The 22,238-nt window shown below is 66.4% G+C and carries 21 protein-coding genes; 10 read left to right on the top strand and 11 right to left on the bottom strand.

Annotated elements, in window-relative coordinates:
- From V5A20_RS06370 to V5A20_RS06340, 7 genes are all read left to right on the top strand, one after another.
- Positions 1-891 (top strand): metallophosphoesterase family protein (locus tag V5A20_RS06370; RefSeq protein WP_332326936.1); only part of this gene is annotated, 891 nt, incomplete at its 5' end.
- Positions 888-4,463, top strand: coding sequence for an AAA family ATPase (locus V5A20_RS06365; RefSeq protein WP_332326935.1), 3,576 nt, complete (start codon positions 888-890; stop codon positions 4,461-4,463). The genes V5A20_RS06370 and V5A20_RS06365, both read left to right, overlap by 4 nt.
- A gap of 427 nt (positions 4,464-4,890) precedes the next feature.
- The gene (locus tag V5A20_RS06360; RefSeq protein WP_332326934.1) at positions 4,891-5,724 is read left to right on the top strand and encodes a hypothetical protein; all 834 of its coding nucleotides are present in this window, start codon (positions 4,891-4,893) and stop codon (positions 5,722-5,724) included.
- A 168-nt stretch (positions 5,725-5,892) separates the two neighbouring features.
- The gene (locus V5A20_RS06355; protein ID WP_332316205.1) at positions 5,893-6,744 is read left to right on the top strand and encodes an SDR family oxidoreductase; all 852 of its coding nucleotides are present in this window, start codon (positions 5,893-5,895) and stop codon (positions 6,742-6,744) included.
- A 168-nt stretch (positions 6,745-6,912) separates the two neighbouring features.
- Positions 6,913-7,899 (top strand): L-histidine N(alpha)-methyltransferase, encoded by a 987-nt coding sequence (gene egtD / locus V5A20_RS06350; protein WP_332316204.1) that lies wholly within the window; start codon positions 6,913-6,915, stop codon positions 7,897-7,899.
- Positions 7,900-8,010: 111 nt separating this feature from the next.
- Entirely contained in the window at positions 8,011-8,691 is a 681-nt protein-coding gene (locus V5A20_RS06345; protein WP_332326933.1) for a hypothetical protein, read from the top strand.
- A 236-nt stretch (positions 8,692-8,927) separates the two neighbouring features.
- Positions 8,928-9,473 (top strand): inorganic diphosphatase, encoded by a 546-nt coding sequence (locus V5A20_RS06340; protein WP_332316292.1) that lies wholly within the window; start codon positions 8,928-8,930, stop codon positions 9,471-9,473.
- A 57-nt stretch (positions 9,474-9,530) separates the two neighbouring features.
- Here V5A20_RS06340 and V5A20_RS06335 read toward each other — a convergent pair whose 3' ends face one another.
- The 5 genes from V5A20_RS06335 to V5A20_RS06315 all read right to left on the bottom strand — a co-directional run bounded on the left by V5A20_RS06335 (position 9,531) and on the right by V5A20_RS06315 (position 15,139).
- A complete protein-coding gene (locus V5A20_RS06335; RefSeq protein ID WP_332316291.1) occupies positions 9,531-10,526 on the bottom strand; it encodes a DUF6588 family protein in 996 nt (331 codons plus the stop codon).
- Between the two features lie 68 nt (positions 10,527-10,594).
- Positions 10,595-12,097 carry a sodium:solute symporter family protein gene (locus V5A20_RS06330; protein ID WP_332316290.1) on the bottom strand — a complete coding sequence of 501 codons (1,503 nt, stop codon included), beginning with the start codon at positions 12,095-12,097 and terminating at the stop codon, positions 10,595-10,597.
- A gap of 46 nt (positions 12,098-12,143) precedes the next feature.
- Positions 12,144-12,404, bottom strand: a complete 261-nt coding sequence (locus V5A20_RS06325) for a hypothetical protein (RefSeq protein ID WP_332316289.1) — start codon at positions 12,402-12,404, stop codon at positions 12,144-12,146.
- A 41-nt stretch (positions 12,405-12,445) separates the two neighbouring features.
- On the bottom strand, positions 12,446-12,676 hold the full coding sequence (locus tag V5A20_RS06320; RefSeq protein WP_332316288.1) for a hypothetical protein: 231 nt from the start codon (positions 12,674-12,676) through the stop codon (positions 12,446-12,448).
- 48 nt (positions 12,677-12,724) lie between these two features.
- Positions 12,725-15,139 carry a DNA polymerase domain-containing protein gene (locus V5A20_RS06315; protein ID WP_332326932.1) on the bottom strand — a complete coding sequence of 805 codons (2,415 nt, stop codon included), beginning with the start codon at positions 15,137-15,139 and terminating at the stop codon, positions 12,725-12,727.
- Between the two features lie 408 nt (positions 15,140-15,547).
- Between V5A20_RS06315 and V5A20_RS06310 the strand changes: the two genes are divergently transcribed.
- The gene (locus V5A20_RS06310; protein WP_332316286.1) at positions 15,548-15,889 is read left to right on the top strand and encodes a nucleotide pyrophosphohydrolase; all 342 of its coding nucleotides are present in this window, start codon (positions 15,548-15,550) and stop codon (positions 15,887-15,889) included.
- A 191-nt stretch (positions 15,890-16,080) separates the two neighbouring features.
- Positions 16,081-16,497, top strand: coding sequence for a PAS domain-containing protein (locus V5A20_RS06305; protein WP_332316285.1), 417 nt, complete (start codon positions 16,081-16,083; stop codon positions 16,495-16,497).
- Positions 16,498-16,584: 87 nt separating this feature from the next.
- Here the strand turns inward: V5A20_RS06305 and V5A20_RS06300 are convergent, their stop codons facing one another.
- A complete protein-coding gene (locus V5A20_RS06300) occupies positions 16,585-17,295 on the bottom strand; it encodes a hypothetical protein (protein WP_332326931.1) in 711 nt (236 codons plus the stop codon).
- 242 nt (positions 17,296-17,537) lie between these two features.
- On the opposite strand from V5A20_RS06300, the gene V5A20_RS06295 reads away from it, so the two are divergent.
- Positions 17,538-18,050: a hypothetical protein gene (locus tag V5A20_RS06295; protein ID WP_332326930.1), complete on the top strand. Its 513-nt coding sequence runs from the start codon at positions 17,538-17,540 to the stop codon at positions 18,048-18,050.
- 296 nt (positions 18,051-18,346) lie between these two features.
- Here V5A20_RS06295 and V5A20_RS06290 read toward each other — a convergent pair whose 3' ends face one another.
- The 5 genes from V5A20_RS06290 to V5A20_RS06270 all read right to left on the bottom strand — a co-directional run bounded on the left by V5A20_RS06290 (position 18,347) and on the right by V5A20_RS06270 (position 22,102).
- Positions 18,347-19,030 carry a potassium channel family protein gene (locus V5A20_RS06290; protein WP_332316281.1) on the bottom strand — a complete coding sequence of 228 codons (684 nt, stop codon included), beginning with the start codon at positions 19,028-19,030 and terminating at the stop codon, positions 18,347-18,349.
- A gap of 655 nt (positions 19,031-19,685) precedes the next feature.
- On the bottom strand, positions 19,686-20,273 hold the full coding sequence (locus V5A20_RS06285) for a TlpA family protein disulfide reductase (protein ID WP_332326929.1): 588 nt from the start codon (positions 20,271-20,273) through the stop codon (positions 19,686-19,688).
- A 433-nt stretch (positions 20,274-20,706) separates the two neighbouring features.
- Positions 20,707-21,261, bottom strand: coding sequence for a hypothetical protein (locus V5A20_RS06280; protein ID WP_332326928.1), 555 nt, complete (start codon positions 21,259-21,261; stop codon positions 20,707-20,709).
- 23 nt (positions 21,262-21,284) lie between these two features.
- Entirely contained in the window at positions 21,285-21,479 is a 195-nt protein-coding gene (locus V5A20_RS06275) for a hypothetical protein (RefSeq protein ID WP_332326927.1), read from the bottom strand.
- Positions 21,480-21,583: 104 nt separating this feature from the next.
- Entirely contained in the window at positions 21,584-22,102 is a 519-nt protein-coding gene (locus V5A20_RS06270; protein WP_332326926.1) for a hypothetical protein, read from the bottom strand.
- Positions 22,103-22,238: the final 136 nt, after the last annotated feature.

The raw sequence follows: 22,238 nt of genomic DNA, 5'->3' as shown, positions 1-22,238 counted from the left end.
GAGGCGCACATGAGCGACTCCCCCCTCGAGACCCTGCCGGACGATCTCCCGCGGGACGATTGTCCGACGGTGGGGGTCCTCCACGCCGACCTGGACGCCCCGAAGAGCGTCTACGCGCCGGTGTCGCTCGATGCCCTGCGCCGACAGCCCGTCTCAGCGTGGCTCCTGGGCCACATCCACGCCCCGTCGCTCCGGGACGATCGGTCGCCCCTCGTGCTGTATCCCGGCTCGCTCCAGCCGCTCGATCCGTCGGAAACGGGGGCGCACGGTCCCTGGCGGATCGAGGTCGCACCGGACGAAGCGAGCACGGCGACCCATCTGCCGCGGGCCTCCCTCCGCTACGAACGCCTCAACGTGGACGTGGCGGCCGCCGACGAGGAGGCGGACGTCGAGTCCGCGGTGACGGACGCGATGCGGGCCCGGCTCCGCGAGGCCCGCGAGGAGGGGCCCACGCCCCGGCGCCTCGTCTGCCGCCTCACACTCACGGGGCGCACCGCCCTTCACCGCGCGGTGTGCGACCTGGTCGAGACGTGGCCCGGTGAGCTCGAAGTGCCCGTCGAGGAATCGACCGCCATTGTGGAGTCGGCCACCGCCCGGACGCGTCCGGCCCTCGACCTGGAGCAGATTGCGGAGGGCACCGATCCCCCGGCCGTGCTCGCCCAGCTTCTCCTGGCGATCCAGGACGAGAACGACGACGCTCAGGTCCGCGACGCGTGGGCCGCGATCGAGGAGGCACTCTCGTCGGTTCGAGACTCGCCCGCCTACGAACCGCTCCGGGACACCGAGGCCTTGTCGCCGGACCGCGAGACGCTTGCCGAGACGGTTCGGCGGCAGGGCCTCCTGCTTCTCGATGAACTGCGCTCCCAGACCGACGCTGTGTCCCACGAATGACGGAGTCCGCCCCCGACGACACGCCCCCTCCAGAGTCCGGCGCCGCGCTCCACGTCCGCCGCCTGGCCGTGCAGCGGATGTACGGCCGGTCGTTTGGGCTCAACGTCGATGAGATCGGTCCGGGCGTCAACGTCATCGCGGGCCCGAACGGCTCCGGCAAGACGACGCTCGCCCGGGCCGCGACGGTGCTCCTTTGGCCGGAGGCGCACGGCTGGGACCGTCCGCTCATCGAAGGAGCGTTTCGTCTGGACGGCGACCCGTGGCGGGTCGACGTGGACGGACGCCGGGCGCAGTACCAGCGTGGCGGCACCCCGGCGAGCCTGCCGCCCATGCCGCCGCCCGGCCACCGGGGGCGCTACCACATGTCCCTGCGCGACCTGCTTGCCGCCACCGAAGACTCGGAGCGGGCCCTGGCCGAGGCGATCCTGCAGGAGGCCCAGGGCGGGTACGACGTGCCGGGGGCCGCCGAGGCACTCGGCTTCGGGGCGTACGCGAAGGGGCGGCTCCGCGAGACCCGCCGCGTCGAGGAAACCCGTCAACGCGTGGAGGAGGCCCGGTCGGTCCACCGGGCGTTGCGGCGAAAAGAGCGGTCGCTGCGGCGACTGCGCCAGGAGCGGGAGGCGGCACAGGAGGCGGCCCGGCGACGAGACGCCCTGGAACAGGCCTGTGCGCTTGCGCGGGCGAAGCAGAAGCGCCGGGCGGCGGAGCAAGCGGTCAACGCGTTCCCCGACGGCATGCAGGCCCTTCAGGGGGACGAGGCCGAACGCCTCGAACGCCTGCGGGACGAACGGTCGCGTGCAGTAGAGGAGCAGACGGCGGCCACCGAGCAGCGGGAGGCGGCGGAGGCGCGCATCGACGCGAGTGGCGTGCCGGCGGAGGGGCTCCCGGACGGCACGATCGACACGCTCCGGACGGCCCTGCAGGAATGGGAGCAGGCACGGGCGACCGCAGAGCAGGCGGAGCGTGAGCGAGCGCGAGCGGCGAAGGTGGAGGCGACGGAGTGGGAGCGCCTGTCGGGGGACGACAAGGACGCCGTCGCCGAGATCGACGGGCCGGAGGTCGACGCGGTCCAGTCGCTGGCCGAGTCGCGTCTGGAGGTGCAGGGGCGGGAGAAGGCGCTTCGGGCCCTGGAGCGGCTGTTCGGGGCCGCCGCCCCCGAGGATGAGCCGGAGCTGCTTCGCCGTGGCGTGGAGCGGCTTGCGGAATGGCTGCGGGAGCCGGGGGCGGGCTCTGCCCCGGAGGGCCGGGCGCGGAGCCTCCGGTATGTCGGCCTCGCCGGGGCGCTCGTCGTGGTGGGCCTCGGCGTTGCGATGGGGCTCAATGGGGCCCCTTTGGGCTGGGTCGTGGCCGGCGTGGGGGGCGTCGTGGCCGGGGCCGTGTACGTTGCCCTCCGCCCGCCCGGCGCCGCCCCAGAGACGCGCCGGCCGGACCTGGAGCAGCGCTTTGAGCGGCTTGACCTGCCCGCCCCGCCCACGTGGTCGGTCGAGGCGGTCCACGCCCACCTCGACGCGCTTGTTCAGGACTGGGCGGAGGCCAAACGGGCCGCGGCGAAGGCCGACGAGTGGGCCCGCCATGCCGAGGACCTGGAGGCCATCGAGGACGAAACGGCGGCGCTGGAGGAGCGCCAGGCCGAGCTGGCGGACCGGCTCCACGTAGACCCTGCGCTCGGTGCCCACTCGCTGCTCTGGTTCGTGCAGCGGCTGGGGGCCTGGCAGGAGGCGTGGACGGAGGTCCAGGGGGCGGACGAACAGATCCGCGAGGCGGAGCGCCAGGTGGAGACGTGGCGGGACAAAGTCCGGACGCTCGTCGCGCCGTACGGAATCGACGACGTGGACGACATCAGCGAGGGGAGGGCCGCCCTGGAACACCTCCGAGAGGAGCAGCAGGCCCTCGAGGCGGCCCGCACCGACCGCGACACTGCCGAGCAGCGCTCCGAGCAGGCCGCCGAACAGATTGAACGGATCGACGACACGATCGAGCAGATTTTCGATCGGCTCGGGCTGGAGCCCGACCGGGACGAGACCGTCGCGGAGTGGTGTGCCCAGTTCGACGCGTACGAGTCCGCCGAGGAGGAGCGAACGCGTGCGGAGCGCTCCGTTGAGCTCGAACGGGAACGGCTCCAAACACTGGAGGGCGTGGAGGACTCGATGCTCACGGCCACGGTCGAAGAACTGGAGCGGCGGCGGGACCAGGCCGCCGCCGACGCCGAGCGGATCGACGAGCTCTCCGACCGGATCAGCCGCATCCAGCAGCAGGTCGAGGACGCGAAGACGGACCACGACCTTGAAGAGGCCCTCGCGGCGCACCGGTCGGCCCGTCGGGCGCTGCGGCGCCGGGGCGAAGGCGATCTGCGACGCGTCGTCGGGCAGGCCCTGGCGGACGTCGTGCACGAGCGGACCCGGAATCAGGACCTGCCGGCCGTCTTTGCCCGTGCCGACGAGCGCTTCCGGCACATCACGAGCGACCGCTACCGCCTGGACCTCAACCGGGCACAGGGGACGTTTCGGGTGGTGACGGACGCCGGGCGCGGGCTCGCGCTCCAGGAGTTGTCGGACGGAACCAAGGTTCAGCTGTTGCTCGCCGTCCGCATGGCGTTCGTCGAGACCCAGGAGCAGGGCGTCCAGCTGCCTCTGGTGCTCGACGAGGCCCTGGCCAACAGCGACGATGGGAAAGCCGGGGCCATCATTCAGGCGGTCCGGACGATCGCCGCAGAGGGGCGGCAGGTACTGTACCTGACGGCACAGTCCGACGAGGTGGCCAAGTGGCGACGGCAGCTCGACGGGACGGATGTGTCACTCACGGTGCACGAGCTTTCCGGGGCGGACGGGGACGAGGGGGCGTTCGGACCCGTGCGTAGGGACGGGGCCTTCCGGCCGGGGCGTCCGCTGACGACGGCCCTTCCATCGGCCGACGATCTCAGCCACGAGGCCCTCGCGGATCACCTCGACATTCCGGCCTGGACGCCCCGCAACGACGTTTCGGAGCTGCACCTATGGTACCTCGTCGAGGACGTGGAGGTACTGCGCCGGGCCGTGGAGGCGTCCTACCGGCGGTGGGGCCAGCTGGCCGGCCTGGCCGAACGAGAGGCCCTGTCGCTCCTCGACCTGGATCCGGCCCTCTACCGGCGCGTGGAGGCACGGGCCCGGGCGGTGGAGCACTGGGCCGCCGCGTGGCGCGTGGGGCGCGGGACTCCCGTGGACCGGGCGGCCCTGGCGGCGACGGACGCCGTGTCCGACACGTTCATCGACGAGGTGGCCGCCCTCGCGGGCCGGGTCGACGGACAGGCCGCGCGGATCCTCGATGAGCTGAGGAACGGGGCGGTCAAGCGCTTCCGCTCCGACAAGATCGACGAGCTGGAGGCCTACTTCCGGGCAGAGGGGCACTTAACGTCGGAGACGAAGCGTCCCCCGGAGGCCTGGTGGCGCCGGGCCCTCGAGGCGGTGAGCGACGACCTCGACGCGGGGCGCCTCCGGCGGGACAACGTCGAGGCCGTGCTGGAGCGAATCTGTACCCGGGCCCCAGTGCTCGGGGAGGATCCCTCCGACGATGAACCGGAGCCCCGTTCGCCCTGACGACGATGCCCAGTCCTTTTACGACGGTCCTCTCACATCCCTCGTGCACGCGCCCACGCGGAACAGAGCTTCTCGTCGGCCCCGCTGTTGCGGCCCACGAGGGCCACATGGCGTCTTGTCCTGCCACGATGGGTCACAACATCGACCGCCTCGACGAACGAGTGGAAAATCACGTCCGCCCGTCTTTCGTTTTCTCGGATCGCTTTGCGTGTCCGGAGCACACGTGGAAGGCTCGGTCCGGAGCGCCGATGGAGCCGCCTGGCGCTTTCGGGCGTCTGCGATGGGCCCACTGCGGGAGTGAGGAGGGCGTTGGAACGCGCTTGGGCGCGTGCACTCCCAATCCCCAAAAGAAGGCCCGTGGCTTGCGGGGAGGGAGCGGTCCTGGCACCGTGTTTGCTCCTCTGAATCGGTCCCACCGTTTTGCTCCATGCGTACTTCCGCTGCCATGACCCTCGCCGACCGGCTCTCCCTCCTCCGCGCACGGGCGGAGGGACAGCGTGCTGCCCTCGATCGCCAGAAACAGACCGAAACTGCGCTCGTCCTTCCCTTTTTCGATGCGCTCGGCTACGACCCCTTCGACGTTCGGAATGTGGAGCCGGAGGCTGGCATTGACGGGGAGGATGAGGTGGTGGATTATGTTCTGAAGAGGGACGAGACGCCGGTCATGCTCGTCGAATGCACAGAGGCGACGGGGGGGCTGGATGAATTGGAGGAGGACGCTCTGTTCGGCCACGCCGAGGCGATGGGGGCCCCGATCGTCGTGTTCACCAATGGCCTTCAATCCCGGTTCTATGCGGTCCCGGACGGAAACGGAGGGCGCCCCGAAGAGCCGGTTCTGGCGTTTGATCTCCTGGATCACACCCCTGGCGACGTCGATACGCTGCGGCAGTTCGCCCGGCCCGTGTTTGATGAGGAAGAGATTCGGGGGACCGCCCACAGCCGCGTTCGCAGTCGCCAACTTCGGGAGTACTTGGTGCGGCAGAAGGACGCCCCCGACGTCCCGTTCGTGCGGTTTGTTGCGACACAGGTGTGCGGTGACAGCGTCTCGGAGGACGAACTGGATCGGCTCCGCCCCGTGGTTCAGAACGTGCTGGACGAGTTGCTCGAGGAGACTCAGAACGAACGGACCCCTCTCTCCGCCCAAAAGGAGTCGCCGGTGCCGCCGAATGGGGAAGCCGTCTCCAACAGGGAGGCGGCTGAGCAGAAACAGACGGGCGTCTTCGAAAAAGACATCGTGAAGCGCGTTCTCGATGAGTTTTAGGAGAGTTTCAGGGGGGAGAAGAACCGGGACCTCCCACGTGGAGCACGGCCGTTCAGAAGGCGTCGCTGCAGGGCCGGCAGGAAACAGCGCCCCTCGCGTGAGCGTCCGAAGGCGCCCCTCCCAACACACATGGAGGCCCGCGCTCTTCGGATGAGTTCCCTCTCCTAGATGATCGATTCAGACGTCAGTATTCTCGGCTGTGGCTGGCTCGGCCGGCCGCTGGCCCAGCATCTCGTGGCGCAGAACGTTTCCGTGCGCGGGTCCACCACCACCCCCGAAAAGGTGGACGCCCTGCGGGACGACGGCATTGAGCCGCATCTTCTTGCCCTTGACCCTGAACTTGACGGCGAAGATCCCGCGTCGTTCTTCGAGTCCTCGGTTCTCGTCCTGAACATTCCCCCTTCGCGGACCGCCGCCGACGTCACGTCACGCCACTGCCGCCAGATCGATGCGGTCCGAGAAGCGGCCGCCGAAGGAGGCGTCGAGTGGATTCTCTTTGCGAGCTCAACCGGCGTGTATCCCAATGTAGAGCGGACGGTTGTGGAGGCCGACCAGCCGCCGGGCCGTCCGGACGCCCTGTCGGGCGCGCGCCGGTCGACCGGGCGTGCCGTCCTGGCCGCCGAGGGACGGCTCATGGACGATGCGTCGTTCGCCACCACGATCGTGCGGTTCGGCGGGCTCTACGGGGGCGATCGTCACCCGGGGCGCTTCCTGGCGGGACGCTCCAACGTCGGACGCCCGGAGGCGCCGGTGAACCTGATTCACCGAGAAGATTGCGTGGCCCTGCTGACCACCCTCCTCGAGCAGGATGTCCGGGGCGAGGTCTTCAACGCCTGTGCCGACGTCCATCCAACCCGCCGGGCCCTTTACACCCGCGCGGCAAAGGGGCTGGGCCTGGAGCCGCCGACCTTCGACGCGTCGGACGCCACCACCGGAAAGCGCGTCAGCAACGAGAAGGTGAAGGCCCAGTGCGGATATCAATTTCGTCACCCGGATCCCCTGGCCGATGTGGAGGCATAGCCGAGGCCAGCCCGCCGCCTGTAACGATTCCACCACAACTCCGTTTTCTGTCCTGTCCAATTGACTTCCGTGTGGAAGCCCCTGTTGTTGAAGGCGTCGTTTACGCCCCCAACATAGGCCCCTCACGGTTGCAAACGCTCATCTTCTCGTCACTGACGTGCTCGGTGCATGTCCACTTCAACTAGCGCCCATCCTGTCTTCGACCAGGCCCCCGCCACGGAATCGTTTCGGGAGGCCGTGCTGAACGGACTCCGCAGGGAGCAGAAGCAGATCCCTTCCAAGTTTCTGTACGACGAGCGAGGATCGAAGCTCTTTGACAAGATTTGTGAGCTCGACGAGTACTATCCCACCCGCACGGAACTCGCGATCATGCGGGAACACGGGGCGGCCCTGGCCGAGGCCGTCGGGCCAGAGGCCCGTCTCGTCGAGTATGGAAGTGGCAGCAGCCTGAAGACGCGTCTCCTGCTGGAGCGCCTGGGGAACGACCTGGCGGCGTACGTGCCGGTCGATATCTCGAAGAACCACCTTCTCGAAAGTGCAGAGGCGCTCGCCGAAGACTATCCGTCGATTCCCATTCAGCCGGTGTGTGCCGATTACACAACGGCCTTCGACCTTCCAGCGCCACCGCGACCGGCGCGTCGGACTGTGGGGTACTATCCGGGGTCTACCATTGGCAACTTCCGGCGGGAGGACGCCCGCGCGTTCCTGGCCCAGATTGCCGACACAGTGGGGAGCGACGGGGGGCTGCTGATCGGGGTGGACCTGAAGAAAGACGTGGAGGTGCTAAAGGCGGCCTACGACGACGCTGAAGGCGTGACGGCGGCGTTCAACAAAAACCTGCTCCGCCGCATGAACCGGGAGCTGGACGCGACCTTCGACCTCGCCACCTTCGAGCACCAGGTGCTCTGGAACGAGGCGCGGGGCTGCATCGAGAGCCACCTCCACAGCACGACTGCACAGTCTGTGTCTGTGGCCGGCGAGTCGTTCGCGTTTGAAAAGGGCGAGACGATTCACACGGAGGACTCTCACAAGTACACGCTCGACGAATTCTCGAGTCTCGCGGCACGGGCGGGTTTTGACGTCGAATCGGTGTGGACGGACGAGCAGTCATACTTCAGCGTGCAACACTGCACGGTCGGGAACCAGACGAGGTGAATTTGTGGAGCCCGGGACGGGCCCCCTGTCGAGTGGGGAACGAGCGGATGGCGACATTCATCCGTTAGACCCCTGTTCGTCGTGCTTTGATCACTCAGTCTTCCGCCCGATATGGCACATGCATTCTTCCTAGGCATCGATGTTGCCCCGGCCGAAGGAGATGGGGCCTCGGACGTTACCCACGCGCTGCTCGAAAAGGCGAGGGAGCATTCCGACGAGCCGGTGACCTATCGGCTCAACCACATCCGCCACCACACCGACGTGGAGGCGGCCGAGGACCTCGCCGATCACCTTCAAGGGCTTGTGGCCGACCAGCCCTACATCGGCCGCACGAGCATCATTGCCAACCGGGGCTCGGACTTCGGCGAAGCGCTCGTCGACGCCCTCGAGGGCCGGGGCCTGGATCCCGTCGCGGCAACCCTGACAAACGGCGACGAGGTTGCGGCGGGGGCCCCCGACGAGATTGGGGTTCGCCTCGGAAGTGGGGATGTCTTGCGGCGGGTTGTTGACCTGTACCGCGACGGGCAGCTTCACTTCGAGAGCCACGCCACCGAAACGGCCTCCCGGCTCGCCCGGGACGTGCAGGCCCTCTCCGAGCGGCTCGACGAGATCGACGGCGACATGGAGGCCTTGGGAGAGACAGACACCGAAGGGGTCTCTGTCGAGCCGGGCGACACGCACATCACGAGCGCCGCCCTTGCGGTCTGGCTCGGGGCGGAGCGCTCGTTTGACCCTTCCCAGCGGCTCAAAGCCTCGCCCCAGACCGACGCTGGACCCGAGGCCGAGACCTGACCCCCGGCTGCAGCCGGGCGCGCGAGTGGGGATGAGCCGGTCGCCCCCCGGTCCCGGTCGCGCGGTCGTCGCACTCGGGCGCCTGCCGGACGACCGGTGTGGCCGTCCCGTGCGACTAGATCGGCCGTGCCCAAACGACACAAGTCAAGTTCGAAGCGACGAGAGACGCCAACACGGAAGGGCCTCGTCGCTCTGTTCGTCATTCTTCATCCCCGTCCATCGCCCGTGAACCGATCATGAGCCATCCTTGGCACGACATTACTGTGGGGGAAGAGGCCCCTGACATGTTTAGCTGCATCGTCGAAATTCCGCAGGGCTGCAAGGTCAAGTACGAGCTCGACAAGGAGAGCGGGCTGCTTCGAGTGGATCGGATGCTCCACTCCTCAGTCGTCTATCCGGCCAACTACGGCTTCATTCCGCGCACCTACGCGGACGATGGCGATCCGCTCGACATGCTCGTGCTGGCACAAGAAACGGTCGACCCGCTGAGCATTCTTCGTGCCCGTCCCATCGGCCTCATGAACATGCTGGACGACGACGAGGAAGACGCGAAGATCATCTGCATCCACATGGACGATCCAGCCTTCAACGACTACTGGCACATCAAGGAGCTGCCCGACCATCGCCTCCGAGAGCTGCGCCGGTTCTTCCAAGACTACAAGGCCTTGGAAGGCAAGACCGTACAGGTAAAAGACTTCTTCGGGCCGGATCGGGCCAAGGCAGTGGTGGAGGGGGCGATCCAAAACTACGAGGATGAGATTGCCCCGGCACAGGACGCCTGACGCTCGTACTTTCGGGGCGAAGCCACCGCTCGTCGTGAGGGGCGGCGGGAAGTGTCCCTACAGGGTGATGCCCAGGCCGGCACTCACGGTGTTATTGCTGGCGAGGGCGTAGTCGACGTTGAGCTGAATGAGGGCCAGCGTGACGGAGACGCCCGCAAGGGCCCGGACGTTGTTCGAGGCGTCCTGGTCGAGCGAGACGGTTGAGGTGCTGCCGTCCGGCGCCTGGAACGTGTACCCCACGTCGACCCCGAACTGCTCGTACTGCAGGCCGCCGTAGAACGTGATGGGGGCGACGGGGACGCTCTTGCTTACCTGCGCGTTGAGGGCCCAGCCGGAGGCGTCGACGATCTCGCCGGGATTGGTGCTGCCGTCGCTGCCGGAGAGGGACAGGCTCTGCCACGTCCCCTGCACGGCGAGATTTACGGGCGAGAGGGGGATGTACTGGCTGAGGCTGTGCCGCACGGACAGGCCGAAGAGCGAGACCGAGCCGTAGTCGCTGATGCTCGTCTCGGGGAGGAAGCGGACCTGGGCATCGGTCCCCAGTACCGTTCCGGCACCGATCTGGGGGATGGCCAAGGGGGCGATGGGCGTGTCGATCAACGAGGAGGGGAGGGGAACTTGGTCGACCTGCATGCCGGTCTGCTCGTCAATAATGTCGGCCGAGCCGGGGGATTCGTTTTCTCCGAAGGCCGTCGGGAGATCAGCGTCCGGATACTCGATGCGCAGTTGACGGCCGCCTTCGGTTTCAATCACCTCGTCGCTTAGCCGGAAAGATTCTGCCGATCCGGACGTGAGGGCGCCCATTCCCGCCACGCCCACGTAGACGTCGATTCCGGGAATAATGCCCTCGCCCCCGACCTCCGCGGTGCGGAAGAGGCCGGCGTTCAGGTTGGCCCCGAGGGCGTCGGTGACCGGCTGTGTGTAGCTGTCGGCGTACTGCTGGCCGATGCTGTTCAGGGCGTCGCCGAGTTCGTCCTGCGCCTGCGCCGGCGGGACGATCAGAACGGTGAGGACGATCAGGGACGAGAGGAGGCGAACTTGAAAGCTGCGCATGAGAGAGGGGGGGACGAAGGACAAGTAGAGTGTGCGGGAAAACGGTGAAGCAAGCTCCGTGCCGCGGGCTACGACGCGGCCGGTTCGTCGGCGGAAAGGCGGTCGGAGTGGGTATAGGCCCGAAGGCGGTCCCAAGCGTGCGGCGTGGTGAGAAGGCTCACCGTGACAAAGACGGCCACGTTCGCCACGAGCCCGTAGACGCCCTCGTGCAGGGGGACGGGGCGCAGCTGGGGCGCGACGAGGAAGAGGGTGTTCGCACCGATGCCCGCCAGCAGGCCCGCCAGCGCGCCGGGGCCGGTGGCGCGGGGCCAGTAGAAGGCCGCAAAGACGAGCGGGAAGATCTGCGCGACCCCGCCGTAGGCCCCGAGCAGGAGCGCCACAATGCCGACCTCCGAGAACACCGCGAAGTAGTAGGCCGTGGCGCTCGTGGCGACGACGAGGCCCCGAATCCACTGCCGCTGCCGGGTGTCGCTCATGGGGGCGGAGAGCAGCGGCTTAATGCCGTCGCGCAGCCCGATGGAGGCGGCGGCGTGCAGGATCGCGTCGCCCGACGACATCGAGGCGGCCAGCGCCCCCGCGCATACCAGCCCCACCAGGACGGGCGACAGCTCGATCTGGGTGAGCAGATGCGGGACGATCGTGTCGGGCGGCGAGACGTCCGGAAAGGCCAGCACGCCCGCGAAGCCGATCAGCAGGATGGGCACCAGGAACAGCTGGAAGGTAGGGTAGAGGACCACCGTCAGCTTGAGGGTGCGGTCGCTCTTGGCCGTGAAGGCGCGCATGAACAGGTGCGGCCACATCGAAAAGCCGACCGCCGACACGAGGACGGCCGAGCTGTAGCCCGCCCAGCTCCAGGGCGACCCGTCCGCGGCGAGGCCGGGGGCTTCGAGCATCGCCGTTTTCCCCTCCGCCGCGATCGCCTCGAACATGGGCTGGATGCCCCCGTGCAGCGTCTCCGGCAGGTAGAGCCCCAGGAACCAGGCGACGGCCATCATGAAGAGGCCCTGCACCGTGTTCGTCCATCCGATCGCCATCATGCCGCTGGCGAAGACGTAGACCAGTACCACGCCGTAGGCCACGAGCGCCCCCAGCCACTGCGGCACCACGCCCGCCGAGATGGTTTCGAGGAGGAGGCCCGCTCCCTTCATCTGTAGCGTGAGGTAGGGCACGAAGGCGACGACGCTGAGCACGGCCAGGACCACCGAGAGCGTGCGGCTGTCGTAGCGGTGAGCCAGCATCTCCGCCTGGGTGACGAAGCCGAACGCCTCGCCGACCTGCCGGGCGCGGGGCCCCAGGAAGTAGAACGGCACCATGCCCACCGTGCCGTAGGCGATGATGTAAAAGGCCGCCGCGCCCCGCGAGTAGGCCCAGCCGGGGGCGCCCAGAAAGGCGAACGACGAGAAGACCGACGCCCCGAGCACAAAGTAGAGCACGACCACGCCCAGCGTCCGGTCGCCCGCCACGTATCCGTCCACGCTTGCCGAGACGGTGCGGCCCGCCCCCACCCCGAGGCCGAGCACCAGCGCGAGGTAGAGGCCGCAGATGAGCAGGATGATGGCCCACTCGGGCATCGGAGGGAACAGGAAAGAGACGGAGAGACGTGGTGAGGGAGGACGATCAGTCGATTTCGTCCGTCCGGTACAGAAGACCCAGCGCCCCGAACATGACAACGAGCCAGCCGACGACCCATGCGAACGAGAAGGGGAGGCCGAGCACGAAGGGCTGCAGGTCCGCCGCAAAGGGGTAGACGGGCCAGATGAGGGCGAGGCCCGAGGAGACGCTCACGACGAGAAAGATCCGCAGGGCGGGCGACCGGGCATCATCCTGAAGGCCGGGGATGACGAGGCCCTGAGGAACGTCGTTGGGTTGGTCCTTCATGGGCCGGGCGGCGAACGCGACGGACGAAGACGGTGGGGGCGTTAGCACCGACTAAAAGAAACGAGTCGGCCGTTCTGGGGCGCCCGGACCGATTGCCGCTGGACGGGCGGGGCGGAGCGCACGTCCTCCACGGGCGGAGTGTTGAAGGTAGCGGACCGCTCGTGGTGGGGGTCGCCTCCGGACCGGCAGGAGTAGACCACGGAGGCGAGGAGCAGGAGAGAGACGGCCCCGGCAGCGAGGCTAAAGGTCCCGGCGGCGAGCAGGCGCTTCATGGGCGAACGAGGCGGGAAAAGAGATTGAGATCGACGATGGCGAGGGAATCAAAACGGCACTTCCTCCTGATTGTCCTCGTAATCAGAGTCGTGTTCAGTGGTCTGGATGTCAATGCCTTCCGCTGAAAAGCCGAAGAGGTCCTCCGGGGCAAAGACGAGTCGGAAGTCGTGCTCGTCGAAAAACGGCTCGAACTTGCTCGCAAACTCGTCGAGTCGTTTCAGGTAGTAGGCAGTGTTTTCGTCTGGGGCATCGGGGTCCCACTCCTCCGCCCGCCTGCAGTGCTTGAAGGCCGTGACGTTGGCGTCGTCGCCGGTGATGTAGTAGCTGATGCGGTCTCCTTTCTTCATTGGCTTTCCGGTGCGCGCCTGCTTTTTCTTAGCCAGCTCGTAGGTGGCGGCCCGTGGGCGTTGGCCCTCCTCCACGTCGGCCTCGTAGTCCTCCAGCGTGTCCTTCAGCGTTTCTGTGCGAGCGAAGCTCTCCACGCTCTCCCAGTCGCTGTTGATGATTTTGTCGCGGGTGTCTACGTAGAGCGCGTGCAGTCCCTCCACGTCCTGGTCGAGGAGGCGGCGGATGGCCCGGCGCACAAAGTCGCGCCCGAACGGCTCGTTGGAGCGAGAGATGAGCGAGGAGCCCTTGAACTTCAGGGTGTCGTTGTAGGTGAGGAGGGCGTAGTTTTTCTTCTTGTAAGAGAGCATTTTCTTGAACCGACCATCGAAACCCACCCGGATGCCCTCGGGCATCGCCTCTGTGAGGCCGACGGTGAAGTCGATCTCGGCCTGCTCCCCCCGCACCCCGTCCGGCGGCACAAAGAGGACCCCGTCGGTGTCCACCTCGACGACCGTGCCGCCGCGGTCCCGAATTTCGTCGATCAGCCGCCGGAGGATTTTCTGCCCGGTGCGGGCCACGCGGTCGGCCTCCTCGAAGTCGTTGAAGACCGAAAGGGAGAACCCGAGGACGCCGTAGAACGAGTTGATCAAGACTTTGTACGAGCTCTGGCGCGCGTCGAGCTCGCTGCGCACCTCTTCGTCCTCAGCGTCTTTCATGTCCTGCTTCGTCTCGAGGCGCAGGTCGGTGAGCCGCTCCAGGAGCTGGGGAAAGAGGTCGATCTCGTCGCCGGAGGGCTGCACGTCGTAGTTCAGCATGATCGAGGGGTACAGGCTCTCCACGTCGGCGTAGACGATGGGGCCCATCACGCCGGTACGGAAGATGTCGGTGTAGCCGCCCATCGACTGGCTGCCCCACTCGCTGCGAGGGAGGGCGTGGCGCCGGCGCAGGTACTCGCGGACGAAGAGGCTCTCGATCTTGGCCGCCGGGCCGCGCCGTGCCGACGCGCCGTAGGTCATCGGCAGCATCTGGGCGAGATAGAAGGTGGAGCCGGAAAGGTGCCCCGCCAGGCGCTTGGTCTCCGTAACGTCGTCGAGTGCATAGTCGAGCAGCGTCTCGCGGTCCTCCCGCCAGGCGGTCGAGATCTCCGTGCCTTCGATATAGGTGCGCTCCGCCGGGGCGAGGTCGAAGTAGCGGGCGGCCGTCTTCAGGCTGTAGTCCGGCAGGTCGCGGCTAAACACGTCGAACGACATGACCTGGAAGTAGGTGTCGATGACGTGCCGCCCCACGATGTCGACGGCCGGAAAGTCGACCGTCCGCTCGGCGAAGCGCATGCTGGAGTCGTAGGTGCGCGGCGTCGACCCGTCGCGGCCAACGGCGAAGTCGACGCCGTGCATCGCACAGCGGTCCAGGATGTAGTCCAGGTCGAAGGAGTGAACATTATGCCCCTCGATCACGTCCGGGTCGCGCTCCTGAAGCACATGCACGAGTTCCTTCAAGAGTGTGGCCTCGCCGATGCCATCGCGGAGGTGGAGGACCTCGTCCCAGCCGCGGTTGTCGGAGAGGGCGACGATGATGATCTTGTCCTCGGGCCGCTCGGCGTTGGGGAAGCCGCCCTCGGTGTAGACCTCGATGTCGAGCTGCAGGCGGTGCAGGTCGTCGAGCGTCATGTCGAGCAGGCAGGTGCGCCCCGACTGCATGAGGTACTGCTGGGCGGGGGAGCCCACGCGATAGAGCTCGTCGGGCCAGCCCTCGTCGCTGTCGGTGCGCCGCTCGACCTGCCGGATGGCGTCCCAGTAGTCGCTCCAGGTCTCGAACGTGAGGAGGTAGCGGTAGAAGTTGTCTCCCTCCAGCTTCGTCGCCGTGTGCACCCCGCCGGTCCGGTACTGGTCGTCGATCAGAGAAAAATCGGACAGGAAGAAAAACGGAAAGAAGTTCTCTTCGTGCTCGACAACCTCCGAAAAGCCCTCCGTGCGCTGGTAGAGCCGCACCCGGGCCGGCTCGTTGGACGGGCGGTTCATCATCGGGTGCACGTCCACGATGCGGGGCATCGGGTCTTTCCCGAAGAGCGCCATGTTTGCCGCCGACTGCGTCTCGTCAACGGGAGGAGCCGTGTCGGCGGCGGACGGAGGGGACATGGGGGCGTGAGCGTCCAGACGAGAGTGCACGAGGGAAGACAGAGAGACGGGCCCGTTCCGGCGCGACCCCTTGAGGCAAGACTGAACCTGGGGATCGAGGGGCGGTCGGTGGGCCCCCAGAGCCTTTAGGGACACTGCGTCCGCCTTTCTGGATGTGCGAAGACCATGCGTTAGGTAGAATTCGTGGGGAGAAGAAGTTCCAGGAACGTCCGGGGCCTCTTGGGGGCTGGAGGGCGTGTGGGCAGGCCTGCCGGTCCGGCGAAACCGACGGGGCACGCTCCCGGCCGGGCCGGCTCACGCCGTGTTTGCTCGATTCGTTGCACCCGTCGCCGTGTGGTAGGCGATCACGTGATGGGGCAGTCTGTACGTCTTAAATCCCTGGTCTTCGTACTATGCCAAGAGCCCCTCATGCCCGACCCCACGCCCCCGACGTCCATCGACGACGCGATGGATCGCGTGACCCGCTTCCGTGAAGCCCGTGACTGGGACCAGTACCACACGCCCCGGCACCTTTCGAGGGCCATCTCGGTGGAGGCCAGCGAACTGCAAGAAGAGTTTCTCTGGAAGGACTCCAGCGATGTCGAAGAACATCTGCAGTCCGATGAGGGAAGAGAGGCGGTTCGGGACGAGGTGGGAGACGTGCTGATATCCACGCTCCTCTTCTGCGAGCGGGTCGGGATGAACCCGTTGACGGCACTTGGGTCGAAGCTGGAGAAAACCAAAAAGAAGTACCCGGTTGAGAACACTTAGGGCAGCGCCCCGCCCGTGTCCCCCGGCCGTTCTCGGGGCAGAGGTGTCCCCAATCTTTCGATACGGTAAATCCGCCCACAGACAGCGGATGAGGGAAACCGTACAGGGCAGCACTGCGTGGCGGAAGGCCCCTTATGGGATGTGCCTCATTCCCGACTCATTCCTTCGTTAATCCGGTTCCATCTCCCCTTATGCTCGACTCCGAACTTCCCGACACGTTTGCCCGCCGCTTGTTGAAAACAGTGGCCGACCACTCCTTTGACGCCATCACCATCACCCGGGCGCCCAGCACGAAAGAACCCGGTGAGATTGTGTACGTCAACGGTGCCTTCGAAGAGCTGACGGGCTACGCGGCGGACGAGGTGCTTGGAGATACGCCCGGCGTTCTGCAGGGCCCGAAAACTGAGCAGGAGGTCTTGAGCCGCCTCGGACAGAAACTCGAGGCCGGAGAGGTTTTCCACGGCCGAGCGACCAACTACCGGAAGGACGGCTCCGAATTCACGATGGAGTGGACGGTGATCCCGGTTGCCGACGCGGCAAACGGGGAGGAGTTGGAGGGAGGCCCGATTTATCACGTCGCGGTGCAGCGCGAGGCCCCGGACGCGTAGCCGCGACTGGCCCGCCGATGCGCGGAGGGGACCGGTCCCGCGTTTCCGATCCAGGCCGCCGGCGGCCCCCGCACACTGGCTTGTCGGCTATCCTTCGTAGCGCTCGCGCACGGCGTCATCGTCCAGAATGGCAAGGGCCGCCGCCCCCACCGTCGCTGGCCCAAGGGCCGTCTCCAAGTCTGCAATGGTCGGCCCCACCCCGGAGGTATCTCGGTCGTGGTCGATCGGCTCCCGCCGGTCGGCGTGGGCCGCAAACCAATACGCCACTGTTCCGCGGAGCTTTGGGATCGGGATGCAGGTCTCCTCCTCGCCGTCCTGAATGTAAGCGAGGTCGTAGTACCCGTCGGTCATGGCGCCCGTCGGGGTTTTGGGGCGCTCCCGGACCGAAAGTGAACACTCGATGCTCGGAAAGTGCTCGTGGAGGGCCAGGGCAAAGGCCGCGTTGGCCGCTCCGTAGTTGCCCCCATTCTTGGCTTTCTCGGCGAAGGCGATCAGGGCCTCCGCGCTCCGGGGGACGGGCATTGCGGCCGGCTCCGACATGAGGGACGCGTGCCCCTGGAGGCGGGCCTCGTCCGCGCGTTCGACGGCGATGAGGCGTTCGCCGGGCTCGCTGAGCCCATCCAGCACGTAAATCGTCTCGGGCGTTTCCACATCGGGGCGGGGGTCGGGGCGCTGGTGAGCAGAGACCCCGCCCTCGACCTCCCGATCCAGGTACCGAAGTCGCCGGTGAAGCTTTTTGGGGGCGATCCTGAACAGAGCCCCACGATTCTGGTGCCGGAGCGTGTAGCTGACGTCCATGACGATGGATGTGTGACGTGTGCGGTGCCTACTCGTGCGGGGGCGTGCCCTCGCAGAGGGCAGCCAACCCTGCGCTCCCCGTGTCGGATTCGGAAACTACCATGTGCCGACGCGTTCTGCGTTCTTTTTCCCGTTTCGGGCCCTTCCGGGGCCCGATCTCCACATGTTCATGTAGGACTGCGCTCCCGCGCACCCGATCCGCTCACAACCGACGCCCCAACAAAAGGCGTCGCCCTTCTTCGATGGACCTACCGACCTCAACCTTTCGCGTCTGCAAGGGCCCACGGTATCCCCGGACGGGCCGTCCGGTGGCTGTCGTGGCGGGGCGGGCCAAAGACGGCTTGCCGCCGGACCCACTGGTCCGCCTGGAATACTTCGTGTTCTTCACCCGCGATGCCGACACCTTGATTGCCCGCGCCTTCCGGACCTTGGCCACCGTTCCTGCAGCGGTCGGCCTCGGAGAAGACGATCTCGATCTCTCCTACTTTCTGGGGCTGGCCCGGGAGGACGCGGAGGCAAGGGTCAGCGAGCACCTGGAGTCGCTCTACGACGATCCGGCGCGGGTTCTGGGGCCGAAGAGCGGCCGCCTCGAGTGGACGCGCACTTCGTATCTGGCCGACCTGTACTTCCGCGTGGTGGGCCTGGGACCGTTCCGGCGGATCGCTGCCGCGACCCATTTTCCCGAGGTGGAGGCGTACCTCGACGACCTCGACGCCAACGGGGCGATCCTCGACCGACGAGACGTTTCTGCCTGAGAGGACCGCCCACGGACCGCTCGCGGGAGGGCCCATGCTCCCGGGGGCGCGCAATCTCTCTCGGGCCTTTGCCATGTCGGAGGGCAGTTTCCCCACAGACCGTTGCCGTTACCGAGCGTTCGGGCGCCGTCGCTACGACACTGTGGAAAAGGGGGTACGGCCGACGCACCCTCTCTCCGACCACGGCACGGGTGTGCCCATCCATGTCCCCGCCTCCAAGACGTGCGCCGAGTCTCGCGTGCTTGGCGTAGAGGGCCCGGCCGTCCTGCGAGCTGAAGAGGGCCTCGCCTCGCCGCCTACGGTGAACTCCAGAACAGTCTCTTCAGGTCGTCCACCGCACCGGGACGAGTGGCAATCATGTACTGGCACCCGGGTTCGATCACCATGTCCCCGTCCGCCAAATCCTCGGTCGCGAGATCCGTGATCACCGTTGCCTTTGTCGGCAGGTCCAGTTCCGCAAGGGACTGTCCAACGGCAGGGGCCCCCCTCTCGGCTTCAATCTCAACGAGCTCAAATCGGGTGGAGAGGTCCGTAATCGGCTGGACCGGAGCCCCGAACGCTCGCCCAACCGCTACGCGAGCCCCGGCCCGCTCTGGAAAAACGAACGCATCCACGTCGTCGGGATTTCCGCTTCCGGCAGGCGGGCGGTGACTACGGGCCACCCGCCGAGCATCCGGCACAAACTCCGTGGCCTTCTGGCAGATGTCCACGTTCGTGGCCTCGTCATCCGTCAGTGCAAAGATAATATCTGCCTTTCGGACCCCGACAGAGGTCAGGGTGTCCTCCGCCGTCGCATCGCCTTGAACGAACGTGATGTCCTCCTGCCAGCCGGAGTGGACTCGCGTGATGCGCGGGTCCTGTTCGATGATGGTGACCTGGTGCCCGTAGGACGTCATGAGGGCCGCCGTTTCTCGACCCACACGCCCACCCCCCGCAATGATCACGCTGAGGGTCCGTTCTCGGTAGTGGGATACACCCATGCCGGTGCGTCGACGCTTTGCCGTGTGGAATCAATGGGTCGGGGGAGGCTTGTCTGTGCCGCCCTTGATCGTCTGCCCCAGAACGAAACGGCGGAAGGGGAGCGCAACCGCCCCTGCCGACCGAAAGTCTGTTTGCATTGGATCTCGGAACTATCAAACATGCTCGGACGCCGTTTGGATCGTGTCAGAACGTCATCAGGATGAAACGTTTTTCGTCGCCCGAGGGGCCCCTGATTGGCGCAGGTCCTGTCGGACATGTGGGCCCTCCCGCGTCTCCTTGCGGCTCAGTGGCCACCGTGGCCCGCGCTCCGGGTGTAGGGCGTCCGGCGTGTTCGTGCGCTCCGGTCCGAATCCATGCAATTTCATGCGAGTCCCCATGAGATTGGACACGGCTCCAAAAGAAAACGCACCCCGGTTGGCTCCAAGAGGCACTGAGGGGCGGTTCCGATCGGACGGCATCGGTGCGAATAGGGGGCTTGCCCCCCACGAGCCGGAGAGTCGTTGCTCGGGTTTCCACGTCGGCCAGTGCCGAGCGCCCCTCCTTGACCACGCGGGGATGGTGGGCCTTGATCGAAGCACGGTCAAGGGTCGTTCGGGCCAGTGTCTTAAAACTGGCGACTTGAAAGATGCTCGCCTCAGAGATGATCGCCCAACCTCAGAGATGCTCGCTCAACGTCTCCAGCACGTCGGCCGAGTCCCCAGCCACCATGTCGAGGACCGTTCCCTCCGGCCCGACGAGGGTCAGGTTCGGGAGCCCTCGCACTTCTCCCGAGGCCGACTCGCTCGGCATGCGGGCGAACTTGTCTCCGAACTCGCCCATGAGTCCCCCACCGGCGTGTGCGTGTCTCCCCGGCATCTCGCGCTTCTCCAGCAGCGCCGTTGCCTTCGATCTGGAGCGGTCGAACGAGACGTTCAGGACGGCGAGCCTTTCGGGAGGGTATCGCCGCCGCGCCTCCCGAAGATCGGGGATCTTTTCGATGCAGGGCGCGCACCAGGTGGCCCAGAGGTTGAGCAGCACGTAGCGGCCCTCGAAATCAGAAGGCGTGATGGCACGGTCCGAGTCGTAGAGCGCGACGATCTCGAAGGCGGGCACCTGCGTTCCAATCTCGGCCTTTCCAGTCTCGGCGGACCCGGGTTGTGCTCGTGCCTCCTGCGCCGATAGGCCGAGTAGCGACGCGGCCGACAACGCGAGGACTAAAAGCGGTGCTCTTAGGCGGAAGTGACACGCTGGTCGTTTAGGCATGCTTTCAGGAAGCGCTCCGAAAGGAAGTTTGCGAAAGAGGGATCCGAAGCCGTGGCTACATCTGAAGCCATGATCATGTTCGGAGCCGTGATCATACAGGACAAATCATTCCTTTGCCATTCTGATACTGTCAACGGGCACCAGTACACGGCCAGCGCCGCTGCGAGGTGGGTCGCCCACCTGCGCCAGCGCTCCTGTCGTCTGAGCAGACCGAAGCCTGTCCAGACGTATAGGGGTCCAAGCGAGCTGCCGATAATTCGGTGTGAGATCGGCCGACGTGAAGCAGGTCGGAACGAGAAGGGCAGAATGATGAGAAGCGCAGGATGGGGAAGACAAAAGCCCACGACGGAGACGGGTGGTTTCCGGCCCCTTCGCCCTGTGCCAATCCAAATGCCTCAGTAGAGTGAATGCCTCGGCAGAGGAGCGAGAAGCGCTACTCGCCTGCATCTCCATATTCGCGCCGGTACTTGTCGAGCCTGCCTGCCGGGTCTGTGATCTCCGCTGTGCCCGGCAACTGATCCGCGACCTGAATGGCCAGCTGGCCGAACCGCTCAAACTGGCCTTGGACAGTCAGCGCGGGATCTCCGTCCGGGTCGGTGTAGAGCCAGAGTCCGCTCTGAGTCGTCGGAAAATGCACCCGTTCTACCGTGCTCAGACGAAGGTCTTTGTCTGTCCACAGTGGTCGCCGCTTCCAAAGCGTCCGGTCACTAATTTCGATCTTTGCTAGAAACCCATGTGCGCCGCCAAGGAGAACGGCGCCGAGCAAGACAACATCCATAAGCTGGTCCCACGTCCAAAGCGGATCGCCACTGGTCAATTCCGGCCCGACGAGGAGAAGCATGATAGTAGCGGCCAGGGTGGAGAGTGCCCTTTGACGCCAGGAGGTCCGGTAGACGGCCTCATCACTGCTGTTTCGGTTTTGGGCAGGCTTGGCTGACACGACTGACATGGCCGGGTGGAGATCCAGGAAGGAGAAGAGATCGCGCAAGTGTTTGCCGGAAGTCGTAGGTCCTACAGGTTGAGAAGAAGGATCAAAAACGCCGCTGCTGTTCCCGTCTCGGCCGAAATCTGCGTCCAAAATCTGCTCGGGTCGCTGCTCTTTTCGAATGATCGGTCCTTGCCGACGTAGACGGTCTCCAGCAGTAGCTGCCACAGGACCTTCGTGGCGAAGAGCGCGCTTCCCATCCCCAGAAGAAAATCAGGCATGAGGCCAAGAGACTGTCCCTTATAAATCGGCGGTGCCGTATAAACTGGCGATGTCGCTCGTGAAAAGCTCCCCCAACTGCATGGGTAGATAGCTGCACCTGGGTTCATGCCCGGTCCCCGAGCCGCCCGGCCAGCTCGCCGGACGGATGCTCGATCTCGGCGCCCTCCGGCAGGCGCCCCGACAGCTTCTCGATGAGCTCATCTCCGCCTTCGAGCTGACGCTGAAACTCAAGGTCCGGCTCCGGGCCAGGCGAGGCGTAGATCTGGGCGTTCATGCCCCCGATGAACATGCGACGGATCTCGCCCAAGGGAACTTCCTTGGTGGCATGCAGGGGCCGCTCCTGCACGAGCTGGTCCTCGGTCAGCCGAAACGTGGAGAGAAGTGTCCCGGCCGACCGGTAGCCCGCGAGCAGAGCGATCCCGAGAAAGCCCAGGGCCGAAAGCCACTCCGAGGGACTGGTCCCCACGAGGGCCATCCAGACAGCAGTGGCGGCCAGAGGGGCGGCAGCCGCGAGCGGCGCGAAGGTCGGGCTCCGATGGAACCTGCCGTACCGGTAGATGCTTTCGGTGCCGCCTGCGCCCGGCTGGGCCGGCGCGGTGGCCGGGCTCGTCGAGGAGGTCATGGCTCGGTGGACGTTTGGTGTGCTCTCTGGTCTCTGTGCTAGAGGCGGAGGCTGCCCGGAGCGGGGGGCTGCCCGGCCGCAACGGCGAGCTGCCTACCCATCTGGCTGCCCGTAGAGGTAGTTGATTCGGACGAGC

The sequence above is a fragment of the Salinibacter sp. genome (assembly GCF_036626415.1).
Lineage (GTDB): Bacteria > Bacteroidota > Rhodothermia > Rhodothermales > Salinibacteraceae > Salinibacter.
This window is presented reverse-complemented; position numbering and strand designations above follow the sequence as displayed.